The organism is Pirellulimonas nuda, assembly GCF_007750855.1.
Classification (GTDB): Bacteria; Planctomycetota; Planctomycetia; order Pirellulales; family Lacipirellulaceae; genus Pirellulimonas; species Pirellulimonas nuda.
The window spans coordinates 3,043,138-3,065,009 of sequence record NZ_CP036291.1 but is presented as its reverse complement, the minus strand read 5'-3'; the positions used below and the strand labels follow the sequence as shown (position 1 = coordinate 3,065,009).

General features: G+C 64.2%; 26 protein-coding genes and 1 pseudogene. 22 read left to right on the top strand and 5 right to left on the bottom strand.

Going from position 1 to position 21,872, the window contains the following annotated elements:
* Nucleotide 1: 1 nt before the first annotated feature.
* Together Pla175_RS12190 and Pla175_RS12185 are read left to right on the top strand one after the other, a co-directional pair.
* Nucleotides 2-418 (top strand): hypothetical protein, encoded by a 417-nt coding sequence (locus Pla175_RS12190; protein WP_145284893.1) that lies wholly within the window; start codon nucleotides 2-4, stop codon nucleotides 416-418.
* A 63-nt stretch (nucleotides 419-481) separates the two neighbouring features.
* Complete coding sequence (locus Pla175_RS12185) at nucleotides 482-1,381, top strand: hypothetical protein (protein WP_145284889.1); 900 nt, start codon at nucleotides 482-484, stop codon at nucleotides 1,379-1,381.
* Between the two features lie 173 nt (nucleotides 1,382-1,554).
* On the opposite strand, the gene Pla175_RS12180 is transcribed toward Pla175_RS12185, so the two are convergent.
* A complete protein-coding gene (locus tag Pla175_RS12180) occupies nucleotides 1,555-2,508 on the bottom strand; it encodes an IS110 family RNA-guided transposase (RefSeq protein ID WP_145284885.1) in 954 nt (317 codons plus the stop codon).
* A gap of 430 nt (nucleotides 2,509-2,938) precedes the next feature.
* On the opposite strand from Pla175_RS12180, the gene Pla175_RS12175 reads away from it, so the two are divergent.
* The 5 genes from Pla175_RS12175 (at nucleotide 2,939) to Pla175_RS12155 (ending at nucleotide 6,976) form a co-directional block, all read left to right on the top strand.
* The gene (locus Pla175_RS12175) at nucleotides 2,939-3,490 is read left to right on the top strand and encodes a leucine-rich repeat domain-containing protein (protein WP_145284882.1); all 552 of its coding nucleotides are present in this window, start codon (nucleotides 2,939-2,941) and stop codon (nucleotides 3,488-3,490) included.
* Nucleotides 3,491-3,639: 149 nt separating this feature from the next.
* Nucleotides 3,640-4,164, top strand: a complete 525-nt coding sequence (locus tag Pla175_RS12170) for a sigma-70 family RNA polymerase sigma factor (RefSeq protein WP_145284877.1) — start codon at nucleotides 3,640-3,642, stop codon at nucleotides 4,162-4,164.
* Entirely contained in the window at nucleotides 4,125-4,994 is an 870-nt protein-coding gene (locus Pla175_RS12165) for a FecR family protein (protein ID WP_231954371.1), read from the top strand. Before Pla175_RS12170 ends, Pla175_RS12165 begins: the two co-directional genes overlap by 40 nt.
* A 766-nt stretch (nucleotides 4,995-5,760) precedes the next feature.
* Nucleotides 5,761-5,922, top strand: coding sequence for a helix-turn-helix domain-containing protein (locus tag Pla175_RS12160; RefSeq protein ID WP_145284871.1), 162 nt, complete (start codon nucleotides 5,761-5,763; stop codon nucleotides 5,920-5,922).
* Nucleotides 5,923-6,169: 247 nt separating this feature from the next.
* The gene (locus Pla175_RS12155; RefSeq protein ID WP_145292074.1) at nucleotides 6,170-6,976 is read left to right on the top strand and encodes an IS5 family transposase; all 807 of its coding nucleotides are present in this window, start codon (nucleotides 6,170-6,172) and stop codon (nucleotides 6,974-6,976) included.
* 166 nt (nucleotides 6,977-7,142) lie between these two features.
* Here the strand turns inward: Pla175_RS12155 and Pla175_RS12150 are convergent, their stop codons facing one another.
* From Pla175_RS12150 to Pla175_RS12135, 4 genes are all read right to left on the bottom strand, one after another.
* Nucleotides 7,143-8,195, bottom strand: a complete 1,053-nt coding sequence (locus Pla175_RS12150) for a metallophosphoesterase (protein ID WP_145284868.1) — start codon at nucleotides 8,193-8,195, stop codon at nucleotides 7,143-7,145.
* Between the two features lie 312 nt (nucleotides 8,196-8,507).
* Complete coding sequence (locus Pla175_RS12145) at nucleotides 8,508-8,846, bottom strand: hypothetical protein (protein WP_145284865.1); 339 nt, start codon at nucleotides 8,844-8,846, stop codon at nucleotides 8,508-8,510.
* A gap of 322 nt (nucleotides 8,847-9,168) precedes the next feature.
* Nucleotides 9,169-10,017, bottom strand: coding sequence for a rhodanese-like domain-containing protein (locus Pla175_RS12140; RefSeq protein ID WP_145284862.1), 849 nt, complete (start codon nucleotides 10,015-10,017; stop codon nucleotides 9,169-9,171).
* Nucleotides 10,018-10,248: 231 nt separating this feature from the next.
* A complete protein-coding gene (locus tag Pla175_RS12135) occupies nucleotides 10,249-11,298 on the bottom strand; it encodes a hypothetical protein (protein ID WP_145284858.1) in 1,050 nt (349 codons plus the stop codon).
* A gap of 573 nt (nucleotides 11,299-11,871) precedes the next feature.
* Between Pla175_RS12135 and Pla175_RS12130 the strand changes: the two genes are divergently transcribed.
* From Pla175_RS12130 to Pla175_RS12070, 15 genes and pseudogenes are all read left to right on the top strand, one after another.
* Nucleotides 11,872-12,177, top strand: coding sequence for a helix-turn-helix domain-containing protein (locus Pla175_RS12130; protein ID WP_197527464.1), 306 nt, complete (start codon nucleotides 11,872-11,874; stop codon nucleotides 12,175-12,177).
* Nucleotides 12,178-12,329: 152 nt separating this feature from the next.
* A complete protein-coding gene (locus Pla175_RS12125; protein ID WP_145284850.1) occupies nucleotides 12,330-13,148 on the top strand; it encodes a DDE-type integrase/transposase/recombinase in 819 nt (272 codons plus the stop codon).
* 626 nt (nucleotides 13,149-13,774) lie between these two features.
* Nucleotides 13,775-14,815, top strand: coding sequence for a tyrosine-type recombinase/integrase (locus tag Pla175_RS12120; protein ID WP_145284847.1), 1,041 nt, complete (start codon nucleotides 13,775-13,777; stop codon nucleotides 14,813-14,815).
* A gap of 388 nt (nucleotides 14,816-15,203) precedes the next feature.
* Nucleotides 15,204-15,971: an ISL3 family transposase gene (locus tag Pla175_RS27090; protein ID WP_391527860.1), complete on the top strand. Its 768-nt coding sequence runs from the start codon at nucleotides 15,204-15,206 to the stop codon at nucleotides 15,969-15,971.
* A pseudogene (locus Pla175_RS27270) lies at nucleotides 15,947-16,126 on the top strand (ISL3-like element ISAzba9 family transposase); the annotation flags it as partial. The gene Pla175_RS27090 and the pseudogene Pla175_RS27270, both read left to right, overlap by 25 nt.
* Before the next feature lie 187 nt (nucleotides 16,127-16,313).
* A complete protein-coding gene (locus Pla175_RS25970; RefSeq protein ID WP_197526850.1) occupies nucleotides 16,314-16,484 on the top strand; it encodes a hypothetical protein in 171 nt (56 codons plus the stop codon).
* Nucleotides 16,485-16,768: 284 nt separating this feature from the next.
* Nucleotides 16,769-17,284, top strand: a complete 516-nt coding sequence (locus tag Pla175_RS12110) for a hypothetical protein (RefSeq protein WP_145284843.1) — start codon at nucleotides 16,769-16,771, stop codon at nucleotides 17,282-17,284.
* Nucleotides 17,281-17,649, top strand: a complete 369-nt coding sequence (locus Pla175_RS12105) for a DUF1257 domain-containing protein (RefSeq protein WP_145284839.1) — start codon at nucleotides 17,281-17,283, stop codon at nucleotides 17,647-17,649. The genes Pla175_RS12110 and Pla175_RS12105 overlap by 4 nt, the downstream gene beginning before the upstream one ends.
* Nucleotides 17,646-17,855 carry a DUF2997 domain-containing protein gene (locus Pla175_RS12100; RefSeq protein ID WP_145284836.1) on the top strand — a complete coding sequence of 70 codons (210 nt, stop codon included), beginning with the start codon at nucleotides 17,646-17,648 and terminating at the stop codon, nucleotides 17,853-17,855. Before Pla175_RS12105 ends, Pla175_RS12100 begins: the two co-directional genes overlap by 4 nt.
* 45 nt (nucleotides 17,856-17,900) lie before the next feature.
* Nucleotides 17,901-19,394, top strand: a complete 1,494-nt coding sequence (locus Pla175_RS12095) for an AAA family ATPase (RefSeq protein WP_145284831.1) — start codon at nucleotides 17,901-17,903, stop codon at nucleotides 19,392-19,394.
* A 26-nt stretch (nucleotides 19,395-19,420) separates the two neighbouring features.
* Nucleotides 19,421-19,843: a hypothetical protein gene (locus Pla175_RS12090; RefSeq protein ID WP_145284828.1), complete on the top strand. Its 423-nt coding sequence runs from the start codon at nucleotides 19,421-19,423 to the stop codon at nucleotides 19,841-19,843.
* A gap of 59 nt (nucleotides 19,844-19,902) precedes the next feature.
* Entirely contained in the window at nucleotides 19,903-20,859 is a 957-nt protein-coding gene (locus Pla175_RS12085; RefSeq protein ID WP_145284824.1) for a hypothetical protein, read from the top strand.
* A complete protein-coding gene (locus Pla175_RS12080) occupies nucleotides 20,859-21,101 on the top strand; it encodes a hypothetical protein (protein WP_231954369.1) in 243 nt (80 codons plus the stop codon). Before Pla175_RS12085 ends, Pla175_RS12080 begins: the two co-directional genes overlap by 1 nt.
* 57 nt (nucleotides 21,102-21,158) lie before the next feature.
* Nucleotides 21,159-21,413, top strand: a complete 255-nt coding sequence (locus tag Pla175_RS12075; RefSeq protein WP_145284821.1) for a hypothetical protein — start codon at nucleotides 21,159-21,161, stop codon at nucleotides 21,411-21,413.
* A gap of 195 nt (nucleotides 21,414-21,608) precedes the next feature.
* Nucleotides 21,609-21,827: a molybdopterin converting factor gene (locus tag Pla175_RS12070; protein WP_145284818.1), complete on the top strand. Its 219-nt coding sequence runs from the start codon at nucleotides 21,609-21,611 to the stop codon at nucleotides 21,825-21,827.
* The last annotated feature ends 45 nt before the right edge of the window (nucleotides 21,828-21,872 follow it).

Here is a 21,872-nt window from a genome sequence, read left to right as displayed (position 1 = left end):
TATGGCGTTGGTCGGCGGGGGAGTTGGCAGCTTCGCCGCTGGCCAGGGAATTGATGCTGGCGGCAGCGTTGGCATCACGGGTTTTGCTACGGAACCGCTCAGCTCTCTAATGTCAGGAATCGAATATAAAGGTCTTTGCACGATGATGCGGGACAATCCTTCGCAGCCTATGGATCCACAGACCGCCGCGAATTACTTCCAAACTCTTGAGAACAATATTGCTCGAAGCGACAAAGTCAATAGCATGATTGTGGACGTGGTAAAGAGTGGAGGGGTGTTCACTGTCACGATTTCATTGAATGGCAGCATAAGCTACATGCGCAGCGGAATCGCACTTCAGAACCTCGGTGCATTCGATGTGCAATCCCACTGGGGAAGTGGGGTAGTGTTCTCAAATATGCAGACGACTGCTTATTGAGGTAGACCGCGGTGAATGATAGTTTAATCACAGGCTCCGTTGCCCGCAATTCCTGAATAGAGTATGGACATTACACACAGAGTCTTCTCGACGCTCTGCGCTACTGCTGCGATTTTCACCTCCAGCGGAGAAGTGCGTGCAGACTTGAATGCATGGACGATTCGCACCGTTGAGTGGCTGGTCGATAGCAGCGACACGATCGCCATCTACACAACAACCGATGATGAGATCGCACTCTCGCAAGTCGTTCGAGTTCTAAAAGGGGACGCGGGCGGGATAGAGCTCCCGCTTAAGGAATCGCCATCCACAAGCGGCCAACTCTGGCAGCCGCGTTCGGGTGGGCCGGCAAGACTTGTCTACGTGCGGGGGAAGTCGGAGCTGCTACAGGAAGTCCGTTTGGCAAGACCACGCTGGGGCCCGGACGCAGTACGTCTCGACTACGCCGTCTACGGCGTTTCTGAGTTCGGGGAGTTGTATCTCACTGAAGAAAGATTACTCGCCGCAATCTCGGATAGAGTCGCAAAGAGCCAGGCGCGCCCTGCGGACTTTCGAGAAACCCGGCCGAAGGTTCCTGTAGACCTTTCCGGAATGTCAAGTTTCAGCCATCTAAGCGACTTCCCATTGGAGAGCACGCAGGACACGTATCAACTCGTGGTGCCTCTGAATGCCGAGCGAAGAGAGCACTACATCGCCCTTTTGACTGATGGAGACGCCGCGGCACGCTGCATGGCTATCCAAGAGCTCTATCGTATACATGACGACGTCAGTATTGCCGCAATTCGGGAGGCGTTAGATTGCAAGGAAGCTGCTCCGGCGTTTTCACCTGGGCGTTGGCCAAATCACGGCTTACATCTTCTGACAGACAAGGACGTACGGGAAGCGGCTAGACGAATGTTGAATCGAATCGATGAGAAGGTGGGCGACGGATACCCGTCCAGCGACCCGCTGCCTCTATCGCCGTAAGTGGTTCCTGGTCGGGGCGTAGAATCGTCTCGGTCAGGGCGGATCAGATAGCCGCGCACCACCCGCCGCTAGCCAAGAAAGTCTCCCCCGGCGACTACCGTGTCGCGATCCGAGGGGGCCACTGGCGTCCTCCGACACCGACCGGCGAAGCCAAGCGAGGGACATCGGCTGTCTTAATTCTTGTCAATAGCGAGTGACGGCTCGCTCCATGTTTCGTTGTTTCGGACCATCAGGTTCAACGTGACGACCAGCTTGCGCATGACTGCCACCAGGGCGGACTTCTTCGCTTTCCCCTTGGCCAGCAGCCGTTGGTAGAACGCCTGCATGCGGGCGTTGTAACGGGTGGCGACCAGGGCGGCCATGTACAGGACCTTGCGGACCATCGACCTCCCCGCGTAAGTCTTGCGTTGCCCCTGCTTCTGGCCGCTGTCCTTAGCGATCGGCGCCACCCCCACCAGCTTGGCGACCTGGCCCCGGTTGAGGCGGCCCAGCTCGGGGAGTTCGGCCAGGAGCGTCGCGGTGGTCGCCACGCCGACGCCTGGGCACGATTGCAGGACCCGCGACTTGGCCGCTAGCTGCGGGCACTGCTCCAGGACCCGCGCGATGCGCTTGTCGACCTCGCGGATCTGCGCCCGGTAAAACGCCACCCCTTGGCGGATCATCTCCGCCGTCTCGGGGTCACGCGTCTGCTGCAGGCGGTTGCGCTCGGCGCCCAGGTGCGCGAGGGCCTGGTCGCGGCGGTGGACGAGCGCCTTGAGCTTCGCCTCGCTCGCGGAGGGCGCCTCGCGCGGCTCGGGCCGCACCACCTCGCCGAAGCGGGCGATGATGCGTGCGTCGAGCTTGTCGTTCTTCTCCACCATCCCGCAGCCCCGTGCGAAGTGGCGGACGTGCAGCGGGTTGACGACCGCGCAGTCGACCCCCCGACGCTCGAGCGCCTCGACCAGCAGCCCCTCGTAGCCGCCGGTGGCTTCCAGCACCACCAGTGTCTTGGCCGGGGCGACGCCGCGGACCAGCGCGTCGACCCCTTCGGGGGTGTTGGCGACGACCGTGTGCCGGCCGGTCTTAGAGTCGAACACGTCCAGCTTCGCCTTGGCGACATCGATCCCGATCACGTTCTTGTCTTTCATCGTTATTCCCTGGATAGTAAGTACGAGCTCGCGGCACGCATGCCGCGGCTCCCCCGGCTGTTCGGGTTAACAACGAAAAAGGACCGGCGATCTTGATGTCCCACGACGTCTAGGCGTCTACCCAGCACGATCTGCCGAGTCCGTGCGCCCACCGGAGCAAGCCTCCGGTGGGCGGCTTTTTCAGTCTAATTGCCTCCGGCGTTCTCTCCTGAGCCGGCCGCCGATCGGGTCGCAGCAGCGACCTCCGCTCCGGCTCGACAGAGGGGGGCGCCCCTCCCCCTTCGCCCTCGCATCGGCCCCTCGATTGGGCGCAGGGCCGATGCGAGGGCGAAGGCGGAGGGGCTTAACCCACTCCCAAGAAAGAAATCAAGCAATCAAACGACAAGTGCAGTGCCTTAGGTAAGACACTACCCAAGTCTCTAATTCCGCGATGCCGCTGGTGGGCCAACTAACTCGGCTGCATACGCTATCGTTGGAGAACTCGCGCGTTAGCGACGAGGGACTCCGCTACGTCGCCCGGCTCAAGCGGCTGGAGAAGTTGTTCTTGGCGGGGACCCAGGTCACCGACGCGGGCCTTGCACACCTGCGATCGCTCCACGACCTTCGGTCGCTCGACCTAGGAGACACCCAGGTTGGCGACGCCGGCGTCCGCGAGCTAGCCGGGCTCCGCGGGCTGCGCCGGTTGTACCTGCGGAACACGGAGGTCACGGACGAGGGCTTGGCGGCGCTCGCATCGTTCCCGGAGCTTCGGCTGCTGGCATTGAACCATCTCAAGATCACGGACGAGGGTCTCAAGGACGTTGGCCGGCTATCGCGTCTCGAAACGTTGTGGCTGCACCACACGAAGATCAGCGACGCGGGCCTGGTCCACCTGCGAGAGCTCCAGCGCCTCAGGCAGGTAGAGCTTTTCAACACCAACGTCACCGCAAAGGGGGTCGCTTCGCTGCAACAGGCGCTCCCCCACCTGCAAATCCTGTACTGACAGACCCCTGCCGAGCCGGCAAAAAATCGAAAGTTGGCGCCTCTCACCGTTTCTCGCGTGACATCCGCGGCGCCGGCGCAGAGTAGCTGCGTACGGACTCTGGCCGCGGTGGCGGCCGGCCCCGCCGCGGGCCAAACCCCGGGAGCGACGTGAACGACCACGAAGCCGAGGAATTCGCCGCGTTATGGACCCGCACGAGCCCGATGCTCAACGCGTTCCTACGCTCGCTGCTGCACGACGCAGAGCAGTCGGAGGAGGTGCTGCAGCGCGTGGCCGTGACGCTCGTGCGGAAGTTTGCGGAGTTCGATCGCAGCAAGCCGTTTGCCCCGTGGGCGATCGGGGTCGCCAAGAACGAGGTGCTGTATTTTCGGCGCCAGTGGGCGACCGACAAGCTATTGTTCGACGACGAACTGGTCTCCCAGCTCGCGACAGGCTTCCAGCGGTTGGCCGAAGAGGACGGCCCGGACGACACAGCCCTGTCGGGCTGCCTCGAATTGCTGAACGGTCGCGCCCGCACCGCGGTGTGGCTACGCTACACGCGTAGTTTTACCGCGGAGCGGATCGCTAAAGAGATGAGTCTATCCGCCGGCGCGGTGCGGATGCTGCTCTGCCGCACACGCAAGACGCTTCGCGAATGCATCGAACGCCGGCAGGCCGGGGCGAGGACCACCTGATGGATGAACCATCGCTGCTAATCAGCCGCTACTGTGACAACGACCTATCCGCCGCAGATCGAGACAGATTGATCGCGTGGTTACGCGAAGACGATCAGCACGCCTACCGGCTGGCGCGCGAGCTGCTGCTCCACTCTCGCCTGCAGGATCTGTTGCAGCAACAAGAGATGCAATCGCTGGCGTGGGTCGAGGCGTTGGATGCTGCGCCCGGTCCCGGCGATCCCAAGGCCGGATGGCCGGTGGTCGGCAAGCGGCGCTGGGTATCGAGGCTCGCCGTGCTCGCAGCGTGCCTGGCGCTGGCGGTCGGCGTGGGGTATTGGTTCAAGCCCCCGGCGGTGGTCGCTCAAGTATCCCGTATCGCCGGCGCCGCCGTGACAAGCCGTGGAGAAAAACTCGCGGTAGGGGACCTCTTGGTCCCTGGCGAGCGGCTGCGGATCGACCGCGGCGTTGTGCTGCTCACGTTCGAGTGCGGCGCCCAGGTGCTAGTAGAGGCGCCGGCCGTGTTTGTTCCGGAACACGCCATGGCGTGCACGCTTGAGCGGGGGGGCGCCTCGGCCCAGGTGCCGACGCAGGCGATCGGGTTCACCCTCTCGACGCCACTGGCGCGGATCACGGACCTCGGCACTGAGTTCCGTCTACGCTGGCTCGACGAGTCGAGGTTTGATCTGCACGTGTTTGACGGCTTGGTTGAGGTCGGTCTCAACCGTCGCTTCAAGCACGCTCTGGACGCCCCGCTGACCATCTCCGAAGGGAGGTCGATCCGCTTCGACGCCGAAACGGGCGAGCTGCAGACATTGGATTTCGAGGAATCGTTACGGCCCACGTTTTAGCGCGGTGGCTGCGGCGCTTTTCTTCGCCCACTCGTGGACGCGATCACGTGGGTGAGCGTGCCCCGCAGAGACTTGCAGCACGCACGATCGTCGTCGTAGAACACAAGACTGCCACCGGCTTCAGCCAGTGGTAGTATTGACGACGTTCTGGAAGCTGCAAATTGCCGGGTACGTCGGCCGCGCCACCGCCGGTAATTCGCCGCCACTCTGGTCTGGAAAAGATGCATCAGCCGACGGGCCGTAACGAATGGCCTAGTGCGCGTCGGTGCAGCTTACCCATGCAGTTCGCTGTCGGTCTAGCTTCGCGGCGGATGAGCCATCCGCAGCGGTTGGCCGACTCCGCCATCTCGCAGCGGTGTCCCAACTGGGCCGAAACCTCCGTAGATAGCGCTAGGCCCCAAGCCGCCGAGACTCGGGCAACTGGGCCCTCGCCAGACCTGAGGGAAGTGATGTCCACCGCTGCTCGATCCTCGAATTCACCGGCGAGAGCTACCGGCTGCAGGACGCACGCCGCCGGAGCCGAAAGACTACCAAAGCGTAACCCAATAGGCCGACGCGGGGAGGCCTGATACCATTCCCCGCAACCAACCAGCGCTGCACTTTTACGGCGCCGGGCGCTGCACTTTTCGAATACCACTCACACGCCGCCAACTCCGATCGCCGAGAAGAGACTCCAGGGCACTGGCTCGACCCGGTAGCCGACGTACGTGTAACCCCCGCGGAGCTTGCCGCCACACGGATTGATTTTCGGGCTTGGCTCAAGGGGTTGCCCAGCAAGAAGCGTCGCGTCGCCCTGACGCTGGCCGCCGGTGAGTCGACCGGCGACGCGGCCCGGCGGTTCGGCGTTTCGCCCGCTCGGATCAGCGGGCTGCGACGCGAGCTGGCCGAGGGCTGGCGGGCGTTTACGGCGGAGCCCGTTGCGGCCTGACCGTGAAGTGGACGGGTCTCGGTCGTAACCCCGTGCAGCGGCTTGCTGCACGGGGTGGTCTGGGAAGCTCTCGTGTGACGTGGCTATCACTTAGAAGCACTAACAAAACCGGAGGTCAATCGCTAGCTTTGCATCCGCAATGGGCGCCGTAGGAGTGCGGCGTCGTTCTGCATTTTGTGGCCGCTAGCATCACGCGATCTGCACAGCAGGAGAGTCGGGATCCCGTTCTCTTTATTGGAGGTGCATGATGGCCGGACCGTTGGTTCCTGACGAGTTGTGGATGAAGATTGAGCCGCTGATCCCCGAGCGACCCGAACGACCCCAAGGGGGTCGGCCGCCGGTGGATGACCGTGCCGCGCTTACCGGCATCGTGTTCGTGCTCAAGACGGGCATCCCCTGGGAGATGCTCCCGCAGGAGATGGGCTGCGGCAGCGGCATGACCTGCTGGCGGCGGGCCCGCGACTGGCAAGAGGCCGGCCTGTGGGACCGCCTCCACGAGCTGCTGCTGGCCGAGCTGAACGCAGCTAACAAGATCGACTGGTCGCGTGTGGCGGTCGATAGCGGCACGGTTCGCGCTGTGGGGGGTGGCGAAAAGACCGGTCCCAACCCTACCGACCGCCGGAAGCCCGGCAGTAAGCACCACGTCGCCACCGACGGCAATGGCGTGCCGCTGCAGACCGAGCTTTCGGCCGCCAACTCGCACGACGGCAAGCACATGGTCCCGCTGATCGCGGAGATCCCTCCGGTCCGCGGCAAGGTGGGGCATCCGCGATCGCGGCCCGACGCGGCGTTCGCCGACCGGGCCTACGACGACGACGCCAATCGGTTGCTGCTGGAGTGGTTCGGGATCGAGCCCTACATCGCCCGCCGGGGCGACGAGCATGGCAGCGGACTGGGCGTCTACCGCTGGGTCGTTGAAAGGACCATCGCTTGGCTGCATAACTTTAAACGCTTAAGGGTCCGCTTCGACCGACGCGAGGACATCCACGAAGGCTTCCTCAACCTCGGCAAATGCCTCGTCTGCTGGAATGTGTTGAAAGGGGAGTTTTGTTAGGGCTTCTTAGCCCTCAGCCGTTGATCGGGTGGCCGCGACGCGCCAGATCGGCCCCATTCTTCCCCGACGGCGGGCTCTCAGGTGCTATGTGATTGTCGGGAGGCCGCGTCTGTCGGTCGACGCAGTTGGCGACCAATGGGTGGCAAGATAGTCGGCACGTGAACGTCTACGGCGGAGAGAGTGGGGAGTGCAGCTCGTTGAGGTTGATCGTAAACTCCTGGTCGAACGCACGATCGTGGCGGTCAAGCACGGGCGAGTAGGTCCTCACGACCACGGTTTCGCCGTCGTCCCTAAACTCCAGCAGCCGCATGTCGCCCATCCCTCCTTGCGACTTGAACTGGTAGTTGGCAAGCATCTGGTGCACGACATTGCCGTGGTCGCCCTTGCTGCTCTGGTAGCCGGCGCCATCCCCGAGCACGTGCCCGTTGAAGGTAATCCGGAAGTTCTTGTGCTTGGAGACAAGCTTCTCCCACAGATCCTGGCCGTCGTTGACCGTTTCGCCCGGTTGCGACGCGACGCCGTACGCATGGGGGTTCCAGCTCTGGGCGGGGCCCTTCGCGTCCCAGTCGTAGATGGTCTCGTCGAAATACATGTATGCGTGGGTGAGCAGCATCACGAGGTGGTCTGGGTGCTGAGAGACGACCTGGTTCGCCCAATCAATCACCGTGTCCCGCGGTCCGAACTCGAGTGCGAGCACTAGCCAGTCCTTGCCTCCCGCCTCGAACGTGTGGAACGAGTTGTCCGTCTTGCCCGGCTGGAAGAACCCGCCAACGTTGGGTTGCGTAGCGTACGGGCTCTCCGGACCAAAGTACCCGGGCTTGTTGAAGTGGCTGTCGCGGTCCGCAGCGTTGCCCCCCGGGCCGTAGTCGTGATTGCCGGGGGCAACCGCGTAGGGGACCTGCCCGTCGAGGATCGAGAGCGAACGCTTTGCGTTGTCCCACTGCACGGCGGTGTTACGGTTGGTGACGTCGCCCTCGTGGAGCACGAACCGGATGTTACGAGAGTCTTGATTGTCGACGATCCAGTTCGTCTGCGCATCAAAGTGCTGCGGGTACGACTCCGCGTAGACCTGCGTGTCTGGCAGGACCGCGAGGGTCCATGAACCGTCAGAGACCCGGTCGGCCTGTCCCGATGCGTCACCTACTGCGGCGGCGACCAACGCAAAGAAGCAAGCATTGCGAAGGCGTCGCAGACGTGACTGAAGCGATGGTTGCTGCATGGTCCTGCCTGGGCTGGGCTACTTAAGTATCGACAGACTGCGTCTGTTGGTCGGCGCAGTTGGCGACCGAGTTAGTGGCGGAATAGTCAGCAAGCCGATTGATTGTGGTCGCCCCGGAGTTCCGTTGGCTCCCCGGGGCGGCTTCGGAGAATAACGGCATTCTCTTAGCCCTCAGCGGTCGCCCGCCTCCGACTTCCACCCGACGACGCATCTCGGGGCCGTTCGAGCGACGGAGAATACGGCAGGGCCGAGGGCGCCCCCAACACGCGACATTAACGAACCGCCCGCGGCTGCTCGCCGGAGCCGTCGTGGCTACTTGTTGATGCGGCCGAGTGTCTTCAGGATCGATTGGGCTTTCTCGACGCCGCCTACCTTGCCCGCGAACGCAGAGGCCTCGATCAGGGCCTCGATCTTCACGGATTCCCCGGCGGCTGCTGGCTGGGGCTTGGGACCCGGCTTCGCGCCTGGGCGCTTCTTGACCCGCTTCTTCTTTGGGCCCAACACGTTGCTCACTAGCGCCGACGACACCTCGATCCCCTTGGCCTTTAGGCCATCGACCACGTCTTTCGGACGCGCCGTCGCGTTCGCCTTCTTGTAGTTGCGGATCTCTTCGCTCTTATTCACTGCGGACGCGACCTTCTTCTTAGCCATAACAACCTCAAGCATATTGGATGGGATCTACGCGCGAGACAGTAGTATAGCCTCGCTAGGCGCCACACTATGACACACACTCGGATTAAATGCATCCCAACCGTTGATCGAACGCGTCGTTAGTAGGGCAACGATGCCGGATAACCGCGTAGTCGCGGAGCGAGGTCCAACGTGTAACGCGGACCGCTCGGGCAACGGGAGTGGCGATGCGGGGTAACCGTTGTCTCGCTCGGCCGCGTCGCGGAAGCTTACGATGCCCTGCCGTGCGAGGATCAGCGGGACGTCGAGCAACGCCGCCCGGAACGCCTCGTGCGGCATCCCGCTATCGCGTAGGTTCATCGGCCTTCTTAAACCCTGCTTCAATCAACTCGTTATAGCCGGGCTTGACTGCGCGAACCCGATATCCTTGTTCTTGCAACACCTTGGCCGCCTGCTTCGCTCGCATTCCCACCACGCAAAAGGTATAGAGAATCCTCTCCTCCTCTTTCGCGGGAAGCACCTCGGCCAAACGGTCTCCGTCCAGGCTGCTCTTGTGGAGCGAGGTCGCCGGCAGGGAAATTGAACCCTCGAGGCGCCCTTGATTCCACTCCTCGATGCTGCGGACATCGACCAACAGGGCACGCGATTGTGCAACGCAGGCGCGGACCACTTCGAGCGGGTCCTCTGTGAACGTAATCACGTTGCGTGCACGGACCGGTCGGGGATCGTCAGCAGGGTCGACATAATTGATGACCCAAGGGCCTTCGCCTTGAAACTGAAGGATGGTTTCGCCCTCGGCCCAGGAAAAATGGGCAGCGCCCGGGCGCCAACACCCGTAGGAGCCGGCGGGCAAGGCGTGCGCTGCCTGTCGGGCGAAGGTTTCGCCCGCACCGCAGTGGAGCATGCCGGCAATCACGTTCACCCGTTCAGACGTGGGATGGGTGTGCGGCGCGATGCGGTAGCCGTCAGGAAGCTTGACCCAAAACACGAACCGTCCCTCGCTCGTCGGGTCGCCTTCTAGCACCGCCGTCGAGGCCCCGTCGGGAAGCGACGGGGGCCCAGACGTCCACTCGATTGTCTCGGGGGTGAAGGCCGTCGCGCCGGCGGACATCTCCCGCAGCGGATTCGCAGTTGTCGCGGCAGTGAACGCAATAGCCAAGGCGGTTGCGGCGATGCAGGGAAAGTTCGGCATCAGATCAGATCTCTCTTCGGACGTGCGACTTTTGTGGACTACTCTCGTCGCAGGAGTGACTTCCTTTGGTTCGAATGCAGTGAGACGCGTTTGTCAACAGGCGTAGGGGCGGTTGCCAAAGTTCTCGAACCGCAGGCTCCCAGGATGTGTTCAGACCCTACGCCGCTTTAAAGGTCCCCTTCGTGACGCCGATTGCGTCATTCTTCGGGCTCTTTGGAGAGGCGTCGCCGGTCATCCTACTGGGAACGGGTTAGAAGCGGGCCGCTTTGGCGCGCTGATTTCTTGCAGCGCCTCGCGTACGGGGGCTACGTACCGAAGCAGCTCTAGGTCCATCCCACTTTCGAGGATGCGTCGCACGGCGGCCAAGAGAACCTTGTGCGGGACACTGCTCAGCCAAGTCTCATAGGCCGTCCTCGCCGCGACGTCCATGCGTCCGCAGTCGAGGCCCTGTTCGCAAGCGAAGTTGAACCGTATCCCGGCGATGGCCTGCATGGTCTGTTCGATCTCATCGACCACCCTTGGTTGGCCCTCAAGGCTTTCGATTCTCGTCCTAGCCGCCTGTCGGAGCGTTTCGTGACGCGTCCGCTGCAGAGCGATTTCTAGGTTTTCACCGACGGCTCGGCAGTAGCGATCGAGCAGCTTAGCGAAGCACGCCGCCAACCGGTCGCTCGACAGCAGCTCTTTCGACCGCTGGCTCGTCTCCGACCGCTTCTTCTTGTTGATCATCCCCTCGTCGAAGGCAAACCAAAAGCACGCGGCAATGTCGTCCCGTAACCGGTCCTCTCTTGCGATAAGCCCTAGCTCTGCCGACCGCTTGAGGTGAGCTTGGAGGGCGTGAACTCGATCAAGAACCTGCCGCCGCTCCCAACTCATTCGGGCGATCCTCTGTTCGCACGCGTCCCGCCGCTCGCGGACAAGGGCTTTTGCCCAATCTAGAGAGTGACCTGCCTGCTCAGTCCCCTGGGCTTTCTCGACCAGGTAGGCCGCGAATCGGGCACGGTTGAAAGCCCGCTCTCCCACGATCAGTCGTGCCCCCGCTTGGGGGTCGCCGTTGAGGAACGCCAGCTGCTCGCCGTAGGCAGCGACGGCGTCGTGAAGCTTGTCGAGCGTGCTCTCGAAGCGGTAGAGCGTTTCAGCGCCGGCGGCTAGCAGTGACCTCAGGAACGAATCCATCACCTGCCCGGCATTGGCCGCGTGGGTCGTTAGCACCGCGCATTCGGTGCGGAGCTTGCCGAGGACGGCCTGGCGGTAGTCGGCCGGCGATTGATCGGGTGGCGTCACCGGCAGTTCTCAGCGGGGCTCCATGTGGTTGGCGGACCACCAAATCTTGTCGGTGTCTGCCCGAGGATGAGCACGACTGGCAAGGGTACGGCTCGCCACACCACTTTTCAAGTTTCTCTCACATTGGCGGTTCAATGATTCGTCATTCTAACAACACCGAACCCACGGAACGCCGAGATCTGGGGAGCGTGAAGATCGTATCGACCGAGGCCATCGAGAGGCATTTTGCCATCGGACGGCTCCTTCAGCATGCAAATGCTGAAGGCTATGCGGCGATCGGCGGCTCCTAAGCTTGGCCGGTTTTCAAGCGCCCCGCGGTGGCCGGTTTTGGTTCTTCCGCACTTTTGGTGAAGCAGCGAGTCGGCCGTACTCGCGATCGCTCGTTGTTTATAGGTGCGGGCGGCTTCAGCTAATTGGCACCCGAGTGTGTTTTGCTGCGTGCGAAACCAAGGATGATGCGTCGGGCGGCGTGGGGTATCCAGTGTATAACTCGCAGTTCTTGGGAATCGTCCTGTTGAGAGACTTCGTGATTAAGATGGGGCCGAGCCCAGTATCACGAAGGAGACGATGACGATGGCGCAACGCTGTGACGTGTCCATTGCCAACCGCCGCGAGGCGGTGCTGAAACTACTCCGAAGAGAACAGCCGGCTGCGGCGATCGCCCGCGAGGTTGGCGTCAGCGAGCCGACGCTGTGCCGCTGGCGGGACGAGTTGCTCGCCGGTGGCGAGCAGGCGCTCTCAGCCAAGGCAGGCAAGCACGACACCCGCGGCAAGCAGATCGCCGAGCTCGAAAGAGAGATCGAACGACGCGATCAGGTGATCGGCGAGTACACGATCGCCAACCGCATTCTAAAAAAGCTCTCGGACGCCTCCCTCTGAGCGAAGAGACCCGCACATGGATCGCCGCCGAGCTCGAATCCGAAACGGCTTCGCCCACGCCACGTCAGGCGGCGGTGCTGCGGCTGGTGGGGTTCGCGCCATCGAGCTGGCATCGTCCGCCACGCGACGGGGAGCGGAAGCGTCCCGGCCCCATGCCGCAGGCGATCCCCACCCAGATCGTCCAGGGGGTGGTCGCCATGGCCACCGGCAACCCCTGGTACGGCGCCAAGCGAATCGCCGTGATGCGCCGCCGCGAAGGCCTCGCCGTAACCGGCCGCCAAGCGTACCGCGTGATGAAAGACCACAAGCTACTCAGGCAGAAGCGGACGCGGCGGGCCGAGGTCTACCAGGCGGCGAAGCTCTTCGAGCTGCTGCCGCAGGCTCCCAACGACCGGTGGCAGATGGACGTGACGTACATCCACATCCCGGGCTCTGGCTGGTGGTATGCGGTGACGGTGATCGACTACTACAGCCGCTACCTGCTGGCGTGCTGCCTGACGCCCAGCTACAGCGCGCACGACGTGATTCATGGCCTGAAGCTGGCCCGCGAGGAGGCGGAGCGGATCCACGGCCCACTCGCCAAGAACCCCAACCAGGTGACCGACAACGGCTCGTCGTTCATCGCCCGGCGGTTCGGCGCGTTCGTGAAGGACCGTTTTTCGCACGTGCGGATCCAGTATCGCACTCCGCAACAGTTTGGGCTGCTCGAGCGGTTTCACCGGACCTTGAAGGAGGAAGAGGTGTACTGGCAGTTGTACGAGAATCCGCAGCACGCGCGGGAATGCTTGGCCGTGTTCCGCGAGCGTTACAACACGCGGCGACCGCACTGGTCGCTGGCGCCGAGCGAGGGGGGCGACGTGCTGGTTCCCTGCGAGGTGTACGCCGAAGGGAAAGAGATACGCACCCCCCGTTGGCAGAGTTGGGCCGTGGCGGCCCAGGCGAAGCTGGAAAAGATGTTGACCGCCGCGTAGGACATCCTGTCCCGGATTTCGCCGCATCCATGCGGCGACCAGGGGGGCTCACTGCCGCCCCCTGGACCCCCGGCTAGCCACTTCTCCTGTTCGAAGAAGCACAGATCAAACCGTGAAAAGGTCTCTCACAAAGCGAGCCCCGACGATTCCACTTGAACTGCGTACCAAGACAGACGGGGAAGCCATTCGTGCTTGGCACACTGGATGATTTTCCCCCGGCCGGCGCCTGAGCCGAGAGAAGTGAGGCGGTTTTGTCGAGCGCCCTTGGATTGCCGCGACGCTTCTGGGGTCCCCACACCGCTGCATGTCCGGTTGAACGTACAGTCGCTGACGATGGACCATCCTCCCGCGCCGGGGCCATCCTCGAACATACAGAAGTGCAGCTCACTCATGCAGATCGCTGTGGGTCCAATCTTGCAGCGGTTGGGTCGCTCTATTGAGGCTCGCCCGTCTGCCAAATTGCACACTTGGCCGTTCTGCCAACTATTCTGGGATCATCTGTGCAGCTAGCGTGAGCTGCCTGACCTTGTCACCGAGCGACAGGAGGTCACGCAGGACGCCAGTCAGGGCTGTCGGTAGGCGGAGCCGTGGACGGAGGCAGATGCCGACGGCCTGGAGCCGCTTCCATGTCAGTCAGCTTTGAGAACGTTGCCGTCAAGTATCTGAACGCCAAGCCGCTCTCTTCCGGTACCCGCAAAGAGTATCGGCGGACCGTCGCTAAATGGCTCGCCTGGGGTCGAGGCCCCACTATCGATCAGATCGGCCGATCTGACCTGCGGGACTTTCTGGACTGGGTCTACGAGAAGGCGGCATCTGATGGCGGATCGAACGCTGGACGTACAGCGAACAAGGCTCGTGAGAACCTACGGGCCATCCTGTCGTGGGCCTGGGAACAGGACTTCCTGGAAAAGCTGCCTCGCTTCCCGTTGTCTAAACCTCAACGCGATGTCGCCGGGCGCCATTACCTGACCAAATCTGATCTGAACGCGCTCTACTTCGCAACCTACGCTCTGGAGCAACCGCGAGGGTGGAAGCAGTCGCTGACGGTCGGCCACTATTGGCGGGCGGCCCTGGTGGTGTTCTTCAACTACGGCGTGGACACCGGAACGGTGTTCCAGTCCGCCTCCTTCCATGAGCCGGTCCTGTGGCGGCATGTCTCGTGGCGGCCCGAGCCTCCGAGCGGGCAAGGCCGGGATTCCCGCTTCGGGTGGCTATACTACCGCCGAGTGAAGACAAAGAAGCAGTTCTATCGTCCGATGAATCGCGTCGTGAAGACGCACCTCAAGAGCCTTTGGTCCGACGAGCGGCAGCCGGGCCAGGCTGTCTTCTGTTGCGGCAGCTCGCGTCCAAACGAGCAGTTCCAGCGGCTCTGCACCTTGGCCGAAGTCCAGCCAAAGCAGGACATCGAGACGGGTGAGGAAAAGCCATGGGTCTTGAAGGACCTTCGGAAGACCTGTGCTACGTACTACGACGAGCATATGCCGGAGTCGTCGATCGAGATCCTCGGCCATTCGGTAGGCGGTGTGACCTACCGGCACTACGCCCATCGGGACCCGCTCGCCTTCAAGGCGATCATGTCGCTGCCACAGCCGACGGCGTTCGCCGCGCTGTCGCAAGGGTTTGATGGCGAGTGCCCCTGCTGCCGGCGGAGGTTCCCTCAAGCATAGACTCTTGCCAAGGCGGCGCCTCTCGGATTACCAGCGGAGGCGCCGCCAACGCGAAGCGACCTCGGAGGATAGGCCCGATCGCGAACTTGCTGAAACTGGGCCAGTTCCAACTACTTGCTCGGAGCCGAATCTGAGGGAAGTGATGTCCACCGCTGCAGATTCAGGGGCCACCCAAAGCTGCGTCGGACGATGAAGCGAACGGCACGTAGATTTACGTAACCCTTTTTTCATCATCTCGCTTCTGACGACGTGTCTTGGTGTGAGTGGTATTCGAAAAGGGCTCTTGCTCACTCTTGGTGGACGCTTCGGCTCGGTTTGCATACTGGAGTACCCGTAGGACTTTCTGCATTGATGCCATGCACGGCCAGACTTTCTGGAGTCGCTTGCCGTGCGATTTGCAGCTGCATCGCCAGAACCAGAGTCCTTGATCTGCCGTTCAGTGCAGGTTGAAGATGGCGTGGCGACGCTGCTCGTGGAGAGTGGCCGGCAGACGGCTCATTGCCCCTCCTGTGGCGAACCTTCCCGACGCGTCCATAGCCGGTACGTCCGGAACTTGAAGGACCTGTCTTGGCACGGGCTGCAGGTTCGGCTTGTGTGGCGCAGCCGGAAGCTGTTCTGCCGGAACGCTGGCTGCCAGCAGCGGGTTTTCACCGAGCGTCTCCCGAAAGTCGCTCAGCCGCACGCTCGTCAGACGACGCGATCGGAGGAGGCGCTGCGGGCGATCGCCATGGCCTGCGGTGGTCTGCCAGGCGCCCGACCGGCCAACCGCCTCGGCATGGCGACCAGCGGCGATAGCCTGCTCCGACTCTTGCGTCGGGCGGGACACAAGAAGCCCGCTTGTCCGCAGGTGTTGGGCGTAGACGATATCGCCTTCAGGAAGAGGGCGACCTATGGAACTATTCTTTGCGACTTGGTTCGTCGCCGACCGATTCATCTGCTTCCGGAGCGGAGTAAAGAGTCGCTGAGTGCCTGGCTATCGAAGCATTCAGGGGTGAAGATTATCAGTCGGGACAGGGGGGAGTACTACCGGCAAGGGGCTAGCGAAGGGGCCCCCCATGCGCTGCAGGTCGCCGATCGGTGGCATCTGCTCTGCAACCTACGCGAAGCCTTGGTGCGTTGGCTGGGGAGATGCTCTCGCGAGTGGCCCATGGACTAGGCCGGGACTCGGCCGCGGCGCCAATGGCCTTCACTTCTCCGTGGAGCAATGGTCAAACGGAAGGCCACGTCAACTGACTCAAGATGATCAAACGCCAGATGTACGGCCGCGCGGGCTTCGACCTGCTGCGGATCCGCTTTCTTAATGCGGCGTAGGAGAGCTTCGCCGAGCGTGGGTGGGCATTCTCCGCCAGCCACCGCGGATTCGCAGACTCTTCCGACGACCAACAAACACCTCGCAACGAGGCCAAGCGTTCACCAAGAGTGAGCAAGAACCCTTTTCGAATACCACTCACAGCCCGGTGGTGCGCGTCCGCTACGCCCCCCAACCGGCGGGGTCTACTTGCCGAAGGACCGTCCGGCGAGCGGCGGCCGGCTTGCTTCGTCCGGCCGCGGCGTGCTCTCGCTGGCCAACGACGTGGTCACCACCGCAGCGACGAACGTGGCGTTCGAGCCGCCGGCCGACGCCACGGGGCGTTGCCGTGCGGCGGCCGAACAACGCCTAGCCCACTAAAGAATCGCCGGATTTGCGCAATAAGTACTTGAGCGGGGATTAGCCATCGGAGCCGATCTCGCCGCTCCCCTCTCTCTGCGTGACCCACTCTCCCGTCTCCCCGAACGGCTGCCTGCCGTCTTCTTAGCCCCTCCCGCGATCCAAGGAGGCCTGTTTGTCCAACGCGATTGTCTGGGCGCTCTCGCTAGCAGTTGTGCTGCTAGCGTTACGCCTCGTGCGAGAGACCCGCCTGCGGCGGGCCCTCGAGCGACTGCTGAACCTGATCTTGAACCCGAGGAGGCCCCGTGAACCGAACCCCAAGGATGCTGCTTCTGAGTTTTATGCTGCTGCTGGCGAGCGTCGGCTGCGAAGACGACCGCGTCACCCAGGTCGCGCGCGAGGCCGCCGACCGTCAAGCGGCGCAGAACGAGGCGATGGCGAGCGTGACGCGTGAGTCGGCCGAGGCGACCCGGCAGATCGTCGCGGTCCACGGCGACCTGCAGGCCGAACGCCGAGAACTCTCCGGCGGCTGGAACGAGCTGGAGGCGGAGCGGCGGCAGATCGCGGCCCAGCGGCGCACCGACTCGGCTTTGGCCATGGCGGTGCGTGGCACAGGGGTCGTCCTGATCGTCTTGCTGACGCTCGGCGTCGCCGTGATCTTGCTGCTCGGCCAACGCCAAGACGACGGCAACCAGGAGCTCGTAGCACTGGTCGTGCGGGAGTCGCTTCGGAGCGGTTCTCCATTGCCAGAGCTCTTGCGCGGTGATTCCACCCAACGTCTCTCTCCCCGTCTCCACCACCATCCCGAGGAGAACGCATGAGTCACATCGTCACGATTCAGACCGAGGTCCGCTGCCGGGAGTCGGTCACGGCCGCCTGCCGGCGGCTCCAGCTCCCGCCCCCCACCGAAGGGACGCACCGGCTGTTCACCAACCAGGCGACCGGCCTCGCGGTCGCGCTCCCCGCGTGGCGTTACCCCGTAGTGTGCGAGCTCCCCACCGGCACGCTGCGCTACGACCACTACGGCGGGCACTGGGGCGACCCCCGGCAGCTCGACCGGTTCCTGCAGGGCTACGCCGTCGAGCGGGCCACGCTGGTCGCCCGGCGGAGCGGGCACGCGGTGCACGAAGAGCCCATCGCCGACGGCTCGATCCGCTTGGTGGTCCAGATGGAGGGCGCCGCATGAAGACGATCGAGATCATCGTCTCGCCCACCGGCGAGGCCCGCATCGAGACCCGCGGCTACGCCGGCGCCGCCTGCCAGGAGGCGAGCCGGCTGCTGGAGGCGGCCCTGGGCGTCCGGCAGTCGGAGCAGCTCACGCCTGCCTTCTTCCAGCAACCCCTAACGGTCCAAAACCGCCTCTCGGCTGGAGGCCACACGAACCCGTCCTAGCCACTTCTGCTGCTCGCCATTTCTTGTCCTAGCCAAGGAGCCAGTATGTCGCTCTCCGAAACCCTCCAGGAGCACGTGCGGGCGTGCTTCTCGGGGCTGTGGATCACCAGCCACGAACACCCCGACGCCCTCGAAGAGATCGCCACGCTGTGCCGCGCCGAGAACTGGCGGGCGTGGGGCTGGGACGTCGAGCTGGGCGCGTGGGGCACGGTCTCCGCCGTCCCGGCGACCGCCTCGGACCCGGTCTCTGCAGTGCGGCTGCTGGACCACGCCCCCCGAGACGCGGGCGCCACGCTGCTGGTGCTGCCCAACTTCCACCGCTACCTCAGCTCGGTAGAAGTCGTGCAGGCCGTCACCCGCCAGGTCGAAGAAGGGCGCCGGCGATCGACGTTCGTGGTCGTGATCGCCCCGGTGGTGCAGCTGCCGCCCGAGCTGGAACGGTTGTTCGTCGTGATCGAGCACGCCCTGCCCGACAGGAAGCAGCTGGCAGAGATCGCCCGCGGCGTCGCCACCGAGCGCGGAGAGCTGCCCAAGGGGCCCGGCTTCGAGCAGCTTATAGATGCGGCCAGCGGCCTGTCGCGGTACGAGGCCGAGGGGGCGTTCGCGCTGAGCCTCGTGCGCCAGCGGCGGCTCACCCCCGAGACGCTGTGGTCGCTCAAGGCCCAGACGCTCGCCCAGGGGGGCCTGGTGACGCTCCACCGGGGCGGCGGCTCCTTCGACCAGCTCGGCGGGCTCGAGTCGCTGAAGGGGTTTTGTCGCCGGGCGCTGCGTCCCCGGCCCAGCGACAGCAAGTCAGGCGCCAGCATCCGCCCTCAAGGGGTGTTGCTGTTGGGCATCCCCGGCACCGGCAAGAGCGCCATCGCCAAGGCGATCGGCGCCGAGACGGGGCGTCCGACTTTGGTGCTGGACGTGGGGCGGCTGATGGGCTCACTGGTCGGCCAGACCGAGGAGCGGACGCGTGGGGCACTGGCGTCGATCGACGCGATGGCGCCCTGCGTGCTGTTCGTCGATGAGCTCGACAAGGCCCTGTCCGGCGTGAGCAGCCAGACCGGCGACTCCGGGGTGCAGTCGCGGCTGTTCGGCTCGCTGTTGAGCTGGCTGGCGGACCACGAGTCGGACGTGTTCGTCGTAGCGACCGCCAACGACGTCTCGCGGCTGCCGCCCGAGCTGACGCGTGCCGAGCGGTTCGACGCGGTGTTCTTCCTGGACCTCCCCGGGAGGCAGCAGAAAGACGCGATCTGGAAGATCCACCTCACGTCGCTCGGCATCGCCCCGGGCGAGCGCCGCCCAGTAGATGACGACTGGACCGGCGCCGAGGTCCGCTCGTGCTGCCGGCTGGCGCGGCTGCTCGACCTGCCGCTGGTCGAGGCGGCCAGGCACGTGGTGCCCATCGCCTCGACGGCGGCCGAGTCGGTCGCCCGGCTGCGGGGCTGGGCCAGCGGCCGCTGCCTCTCGGCCGACTCGCCGGGGGTTTATCGCCAACCGGCGCCCACCGCCAAGCGTCGCCGCGCGCTGCGTAGCGACCCGTCTAACAACTAACGGGCGAATATCCCTAAGGAGGCAGATTGGACATCACCGTCGTCCTCAGCGTCCTCGGCGGCGTCGTACAAGAGGCGTACGCCAACAGCCCAGGCGTCCGCGCCCTAATCGTAGATTGGGACGCTCAGGCCGCCGAAACGCAGCAGCCGTCCGTGCAGTCGATGGAGGCCGCTGGCATCCACGCGTTGTGGGGGAGCGACCTGGAGCGGGCCATCGAACAGGGAGGCCACGGCGAGCTGCTGACCCCCGCCGCCAAACGCGGCGTCCGCGACCCGGGCGAACTCGATCGCGCGGAGCTCGAGCATCTGGCGCGCTGGGTGCAGGAGCGGCTCTACCTCGACCGCGACGAAAGGGACGAGCCGTTCTGGAACCCCGACAAGCAGTGGTCGGGGGCCGACCTGTGCGCCGAACTCGCGGTGCTGCTTGAGCTGAAGGGGCTCACCCCGTGAGGGAGCTTTCAGCGTTCAGCGATCAGCTTCCACCGTTCACCAACCACGAAGGAGTCTCCATGTCTGTACTACTCGAAGCCCCGCCTCCAACCCACCGCGAGGCGCCCCCTCCCTCACCCCCAGAGCGGCTGCGGCTGGAGACCGCGGCCGTACGATTGTCGTTCACCTGGTTCGGCGCCAAGAAGACGCTCTCTGCCGACCAGAAGGCGCAGGCGGCCGAGGCGTTCGGCGCCGCCGGCGATTCTCTGTCGGCCGGCAAGAAGCTGCTCGACACCCGGCACCCCAAGTACCGCGGCGTCTCCGCGGTGCGCAGCCAAGCGGTTGCCTACTGGAAGGGGGTCTCGCTGCCGTTCCCCGAGCCGGGGGTCCGCCTCGTGCGTCGCGGCGACGTCGAGACGCTGCAGCATCGGTTTGAAGGCTACCGCGAAGAGCTGAATGAAGCCGTGCAGGAACTGGACGAGGTCTATGGCGAGCTGCGGGACTCGGCCCGCCGCCGTCTAGGAGAGCTGTTTGAGTCGGGCGACTACCCAGAACGGCTCGGCGGGCTCTTTGCGGTGGAGTGGGATTTTCCATCGGTCGAGCCGCCGGAGTACCTGCGTCGTTTGTCTCCCGAGCTGTTCAGGCGGGAGTGCGAGCGCACGCGGGCACGCTTCGAAGAAGCGGTCGCCCTCGCCGAGCAGGCGTTTGGCGAAGAGCTGCAGCGGCTGGTAAGCCACCTGGCCGAGCGGCTGGAGGGCCAGGCCGACGGCAAGCCCAAGGTGTTCCGCGACTCGGCGGTCGAGAACCTGCAGGCGTTCTTCGAGCGGTTCCGCCACCTGCGGCTCAGCACTTCTGGCGAGCTGGATGAGCTAGTCGAAGAGGCCGAGGCAGTGCTGGCCGGCGTGCGGCCCGAGGGGCTGCGGACCCACACGTCGCTCCGCGAGCAGGCGGCCGAGGGGTTGGGGCGGGTCGCCCAGTCCCTGGAGTCGCTGCTGGTCGACCGCCCCCGCCGCCGCGTGATGCGGCGTGGCGCCTAGTGGAAGCGTTGCACCTGGTGGTCGGACCTCAGGGGACGATCACCACGCTGTACGACGAGACGCTCGACTTGGCCACTCTGGGCTGCGTCTCGATCTCCCGGGCCAGCCACGTCGAGCCCGACCCCCTCGGTCATTGGCTGGCAGATCTTTCTCCTGTGGACGGGCCGCTGTTGGGCCCGTTCGCCAGCCGCAATGAGGCCCTGAGGGCCGAACGCGATTGGCTGCTGCGAAGCCGCCTCTAGGCAGCGTCACCGCTTCTGCGTCTCCCCCTGTTCATGTTCCCTAACCGGAGGTCCGTCATGTCCCATCGCCAGCTGCTGTCCGCCGTCTCCCACGCCACCGGCGAGTCCCGCCGCACGATCGATCGACTCGGCTTCTCGCTGGCCGCCCCGCTGGACGTCTGCCACGACCCCGAGCCGCAGGTCGTCCTCGACGAGGCGTACGACTTCGAAGAAGTGAACCCGCTCGCCGCCGACATCGCCCACGAGAGCTACCTCGACTGGGACGACGCCTGGCAAGCCCGCTACGCCGGAGTTGTGAGTTGTGAGTTGTGAGTTGTGAGTTGTGAGTTGTGAGTTGTGAGTGATGAGTTGTGAGTGATGAGTTGTGAGTTGTGAGTGATGAGTGATGAGTGATGAGTCGACGCCTTTCCCAGTCCCCAACCCCTAGCCCCCCGTCCCCAGCCCCGTCGCGCAGCGACACACCCCGTCCGCCGCAGGCGGACCCTCCCCTAACCCCCGAGTCCAATAGTGAAAATCCTCGTCATCAACAACGACGGTGCCGGCTTCGCCGACTACGTGCACATCGAGCCCGGCACGTCGGTCCGCAAGCTGTTCGAGCGGCAGGTCCGCGACCCGCGGCCCGAGAACTACCTGATCCGCGTCAACCGCTTGCCCGCGCCGGCCGATCAGGTCCTCCAAGAAGGGGACCGCATCAGCTTCACGCCGGTGAAGATCGAAGGGGCCTAAGGAAGGCGTTAGGTCTTAGGTATTAGTCATTAGCGGTCAGCGGCG

Bases quoted from the DNA above. Each gene is read 5' to 3' on its own strand.
- Pla175_RS12185 (WP_145284889.1), top strand. From the start codon at position 482: ATGGACATTACACACAGAGTCTTCTCGACGCTCTGCGCTACTGCTGCG.
- Pla175_RS12125 (WP_145284850.1), top strand. From the start codon at position 12,330: ATGCCGCAGGCGATCCCCACCCAGATCGTCCAGGGGGTGGTCGCCATG.
- Pla175_RS12140 (WP_145284862.1), bottom strand. From the start codon at position 10,017: ATGCCGAACTTTCCCTGCATCGCCGCAACCGCCTTGGCTATTGCGTTC.
- Pla175_RS12120 (WP_145284847.1), top strand. From the start codon at position 13,775: ATGTCAGTCAGCTTTGAGAACGTTGCCGTCAAGTATCTGAACGCCAAG.
- Pla175_RS12180 (WP_145284885.1), bottom strand. From the start codon at position 2,508: ATGAAAGACAAGAACGTGATCGGGATCGATGTCGCCAAGGCGAAGCTG.
- Pla175_RS12165 (WP_231954371.1), top strand. From the start codon at position 4,125: ATGCATCGAACGCCGGCAGGCCGGGGCGAGGACCACCTGATGGATGAA.
- Pla175_RS12075 (WP_145284821.1), top strand. From the start codon at position 21,159: ATGTCCCATCGCCAGCTGCTGTCCGCCGTCTCCCACGCCACCGGCGAG.
- Pla175_RS12155 (WP_145292074.1), top strand. From the start codon at position 6,170: ATGGCCGGACCGTTGGTTCCTGACGAGTTGTGGATGAAGATTGAGCCG.
- Pla175_RS12145 (WP_145284865.1), bottom strand. From the start codon at position 8,846: ATGGCTAAGAAGAAGGTCGCGTCCGCAGTGAATAAGAGCGAAGAGATC.
- Pla175_RS12175 (WP_145284882.1), top strand. From the start codon at position 2,939: ATGCCGCTGGTGGGCCAACTAACTCGGCTGCATACGCTATCGTTGGAG.
- Pla175_RS12150 (WP_145284868.1), bottom strand. From the start codon at position 8,195: ATGCAGCAACCATCGCTTCAGTCACGTCTGCGACGCCTTCGCAATGCT.
- Pla175_RS12095 (WP_145284831.1), top strand. From the start codon at position 17,901: ATGTCGCTCTCCGAAACCCTCCAGGAGCACGTGCGGGCGTGCTTCTCG.
- Pla175_RS12105 (WP_145284839.1), top strand. From the start codon at position 17,281: ATGAGTCACATCGTCACGATTCAGACCGAGGTCCGCTGCCGGGAGTCG.
- Pla175_RS12130 (WP_197527464.1), top strand. From the start codon at position 11,872: ATGGCGCAACGCTGTGACGTGTCCATTGCCAACCGCCGCGAGGCGGTG.
- Pla175_RS12190 (WP_145284893.1), top strand. From the start codon at position 2: ATGGCGTTGGTCGGCGGGGGAGTTGGCAGCTTCGCCGCTGGCCAGGGA.
- Pla175_RS12085 (WP_145284824.1), top strand. From the start codon at position 19,903: ATGTCTGTACTACTCGAAGCCCCGCCTCCAACCCACCGCGAGGCGCCC.
- Pla175_RS12100 (WP_145284836.1), top strand. From the start codon at position 17,646: ATGAAGACGATCGAGATCATCGTCTCGCCCACCGGCGAGGCCCGCATC.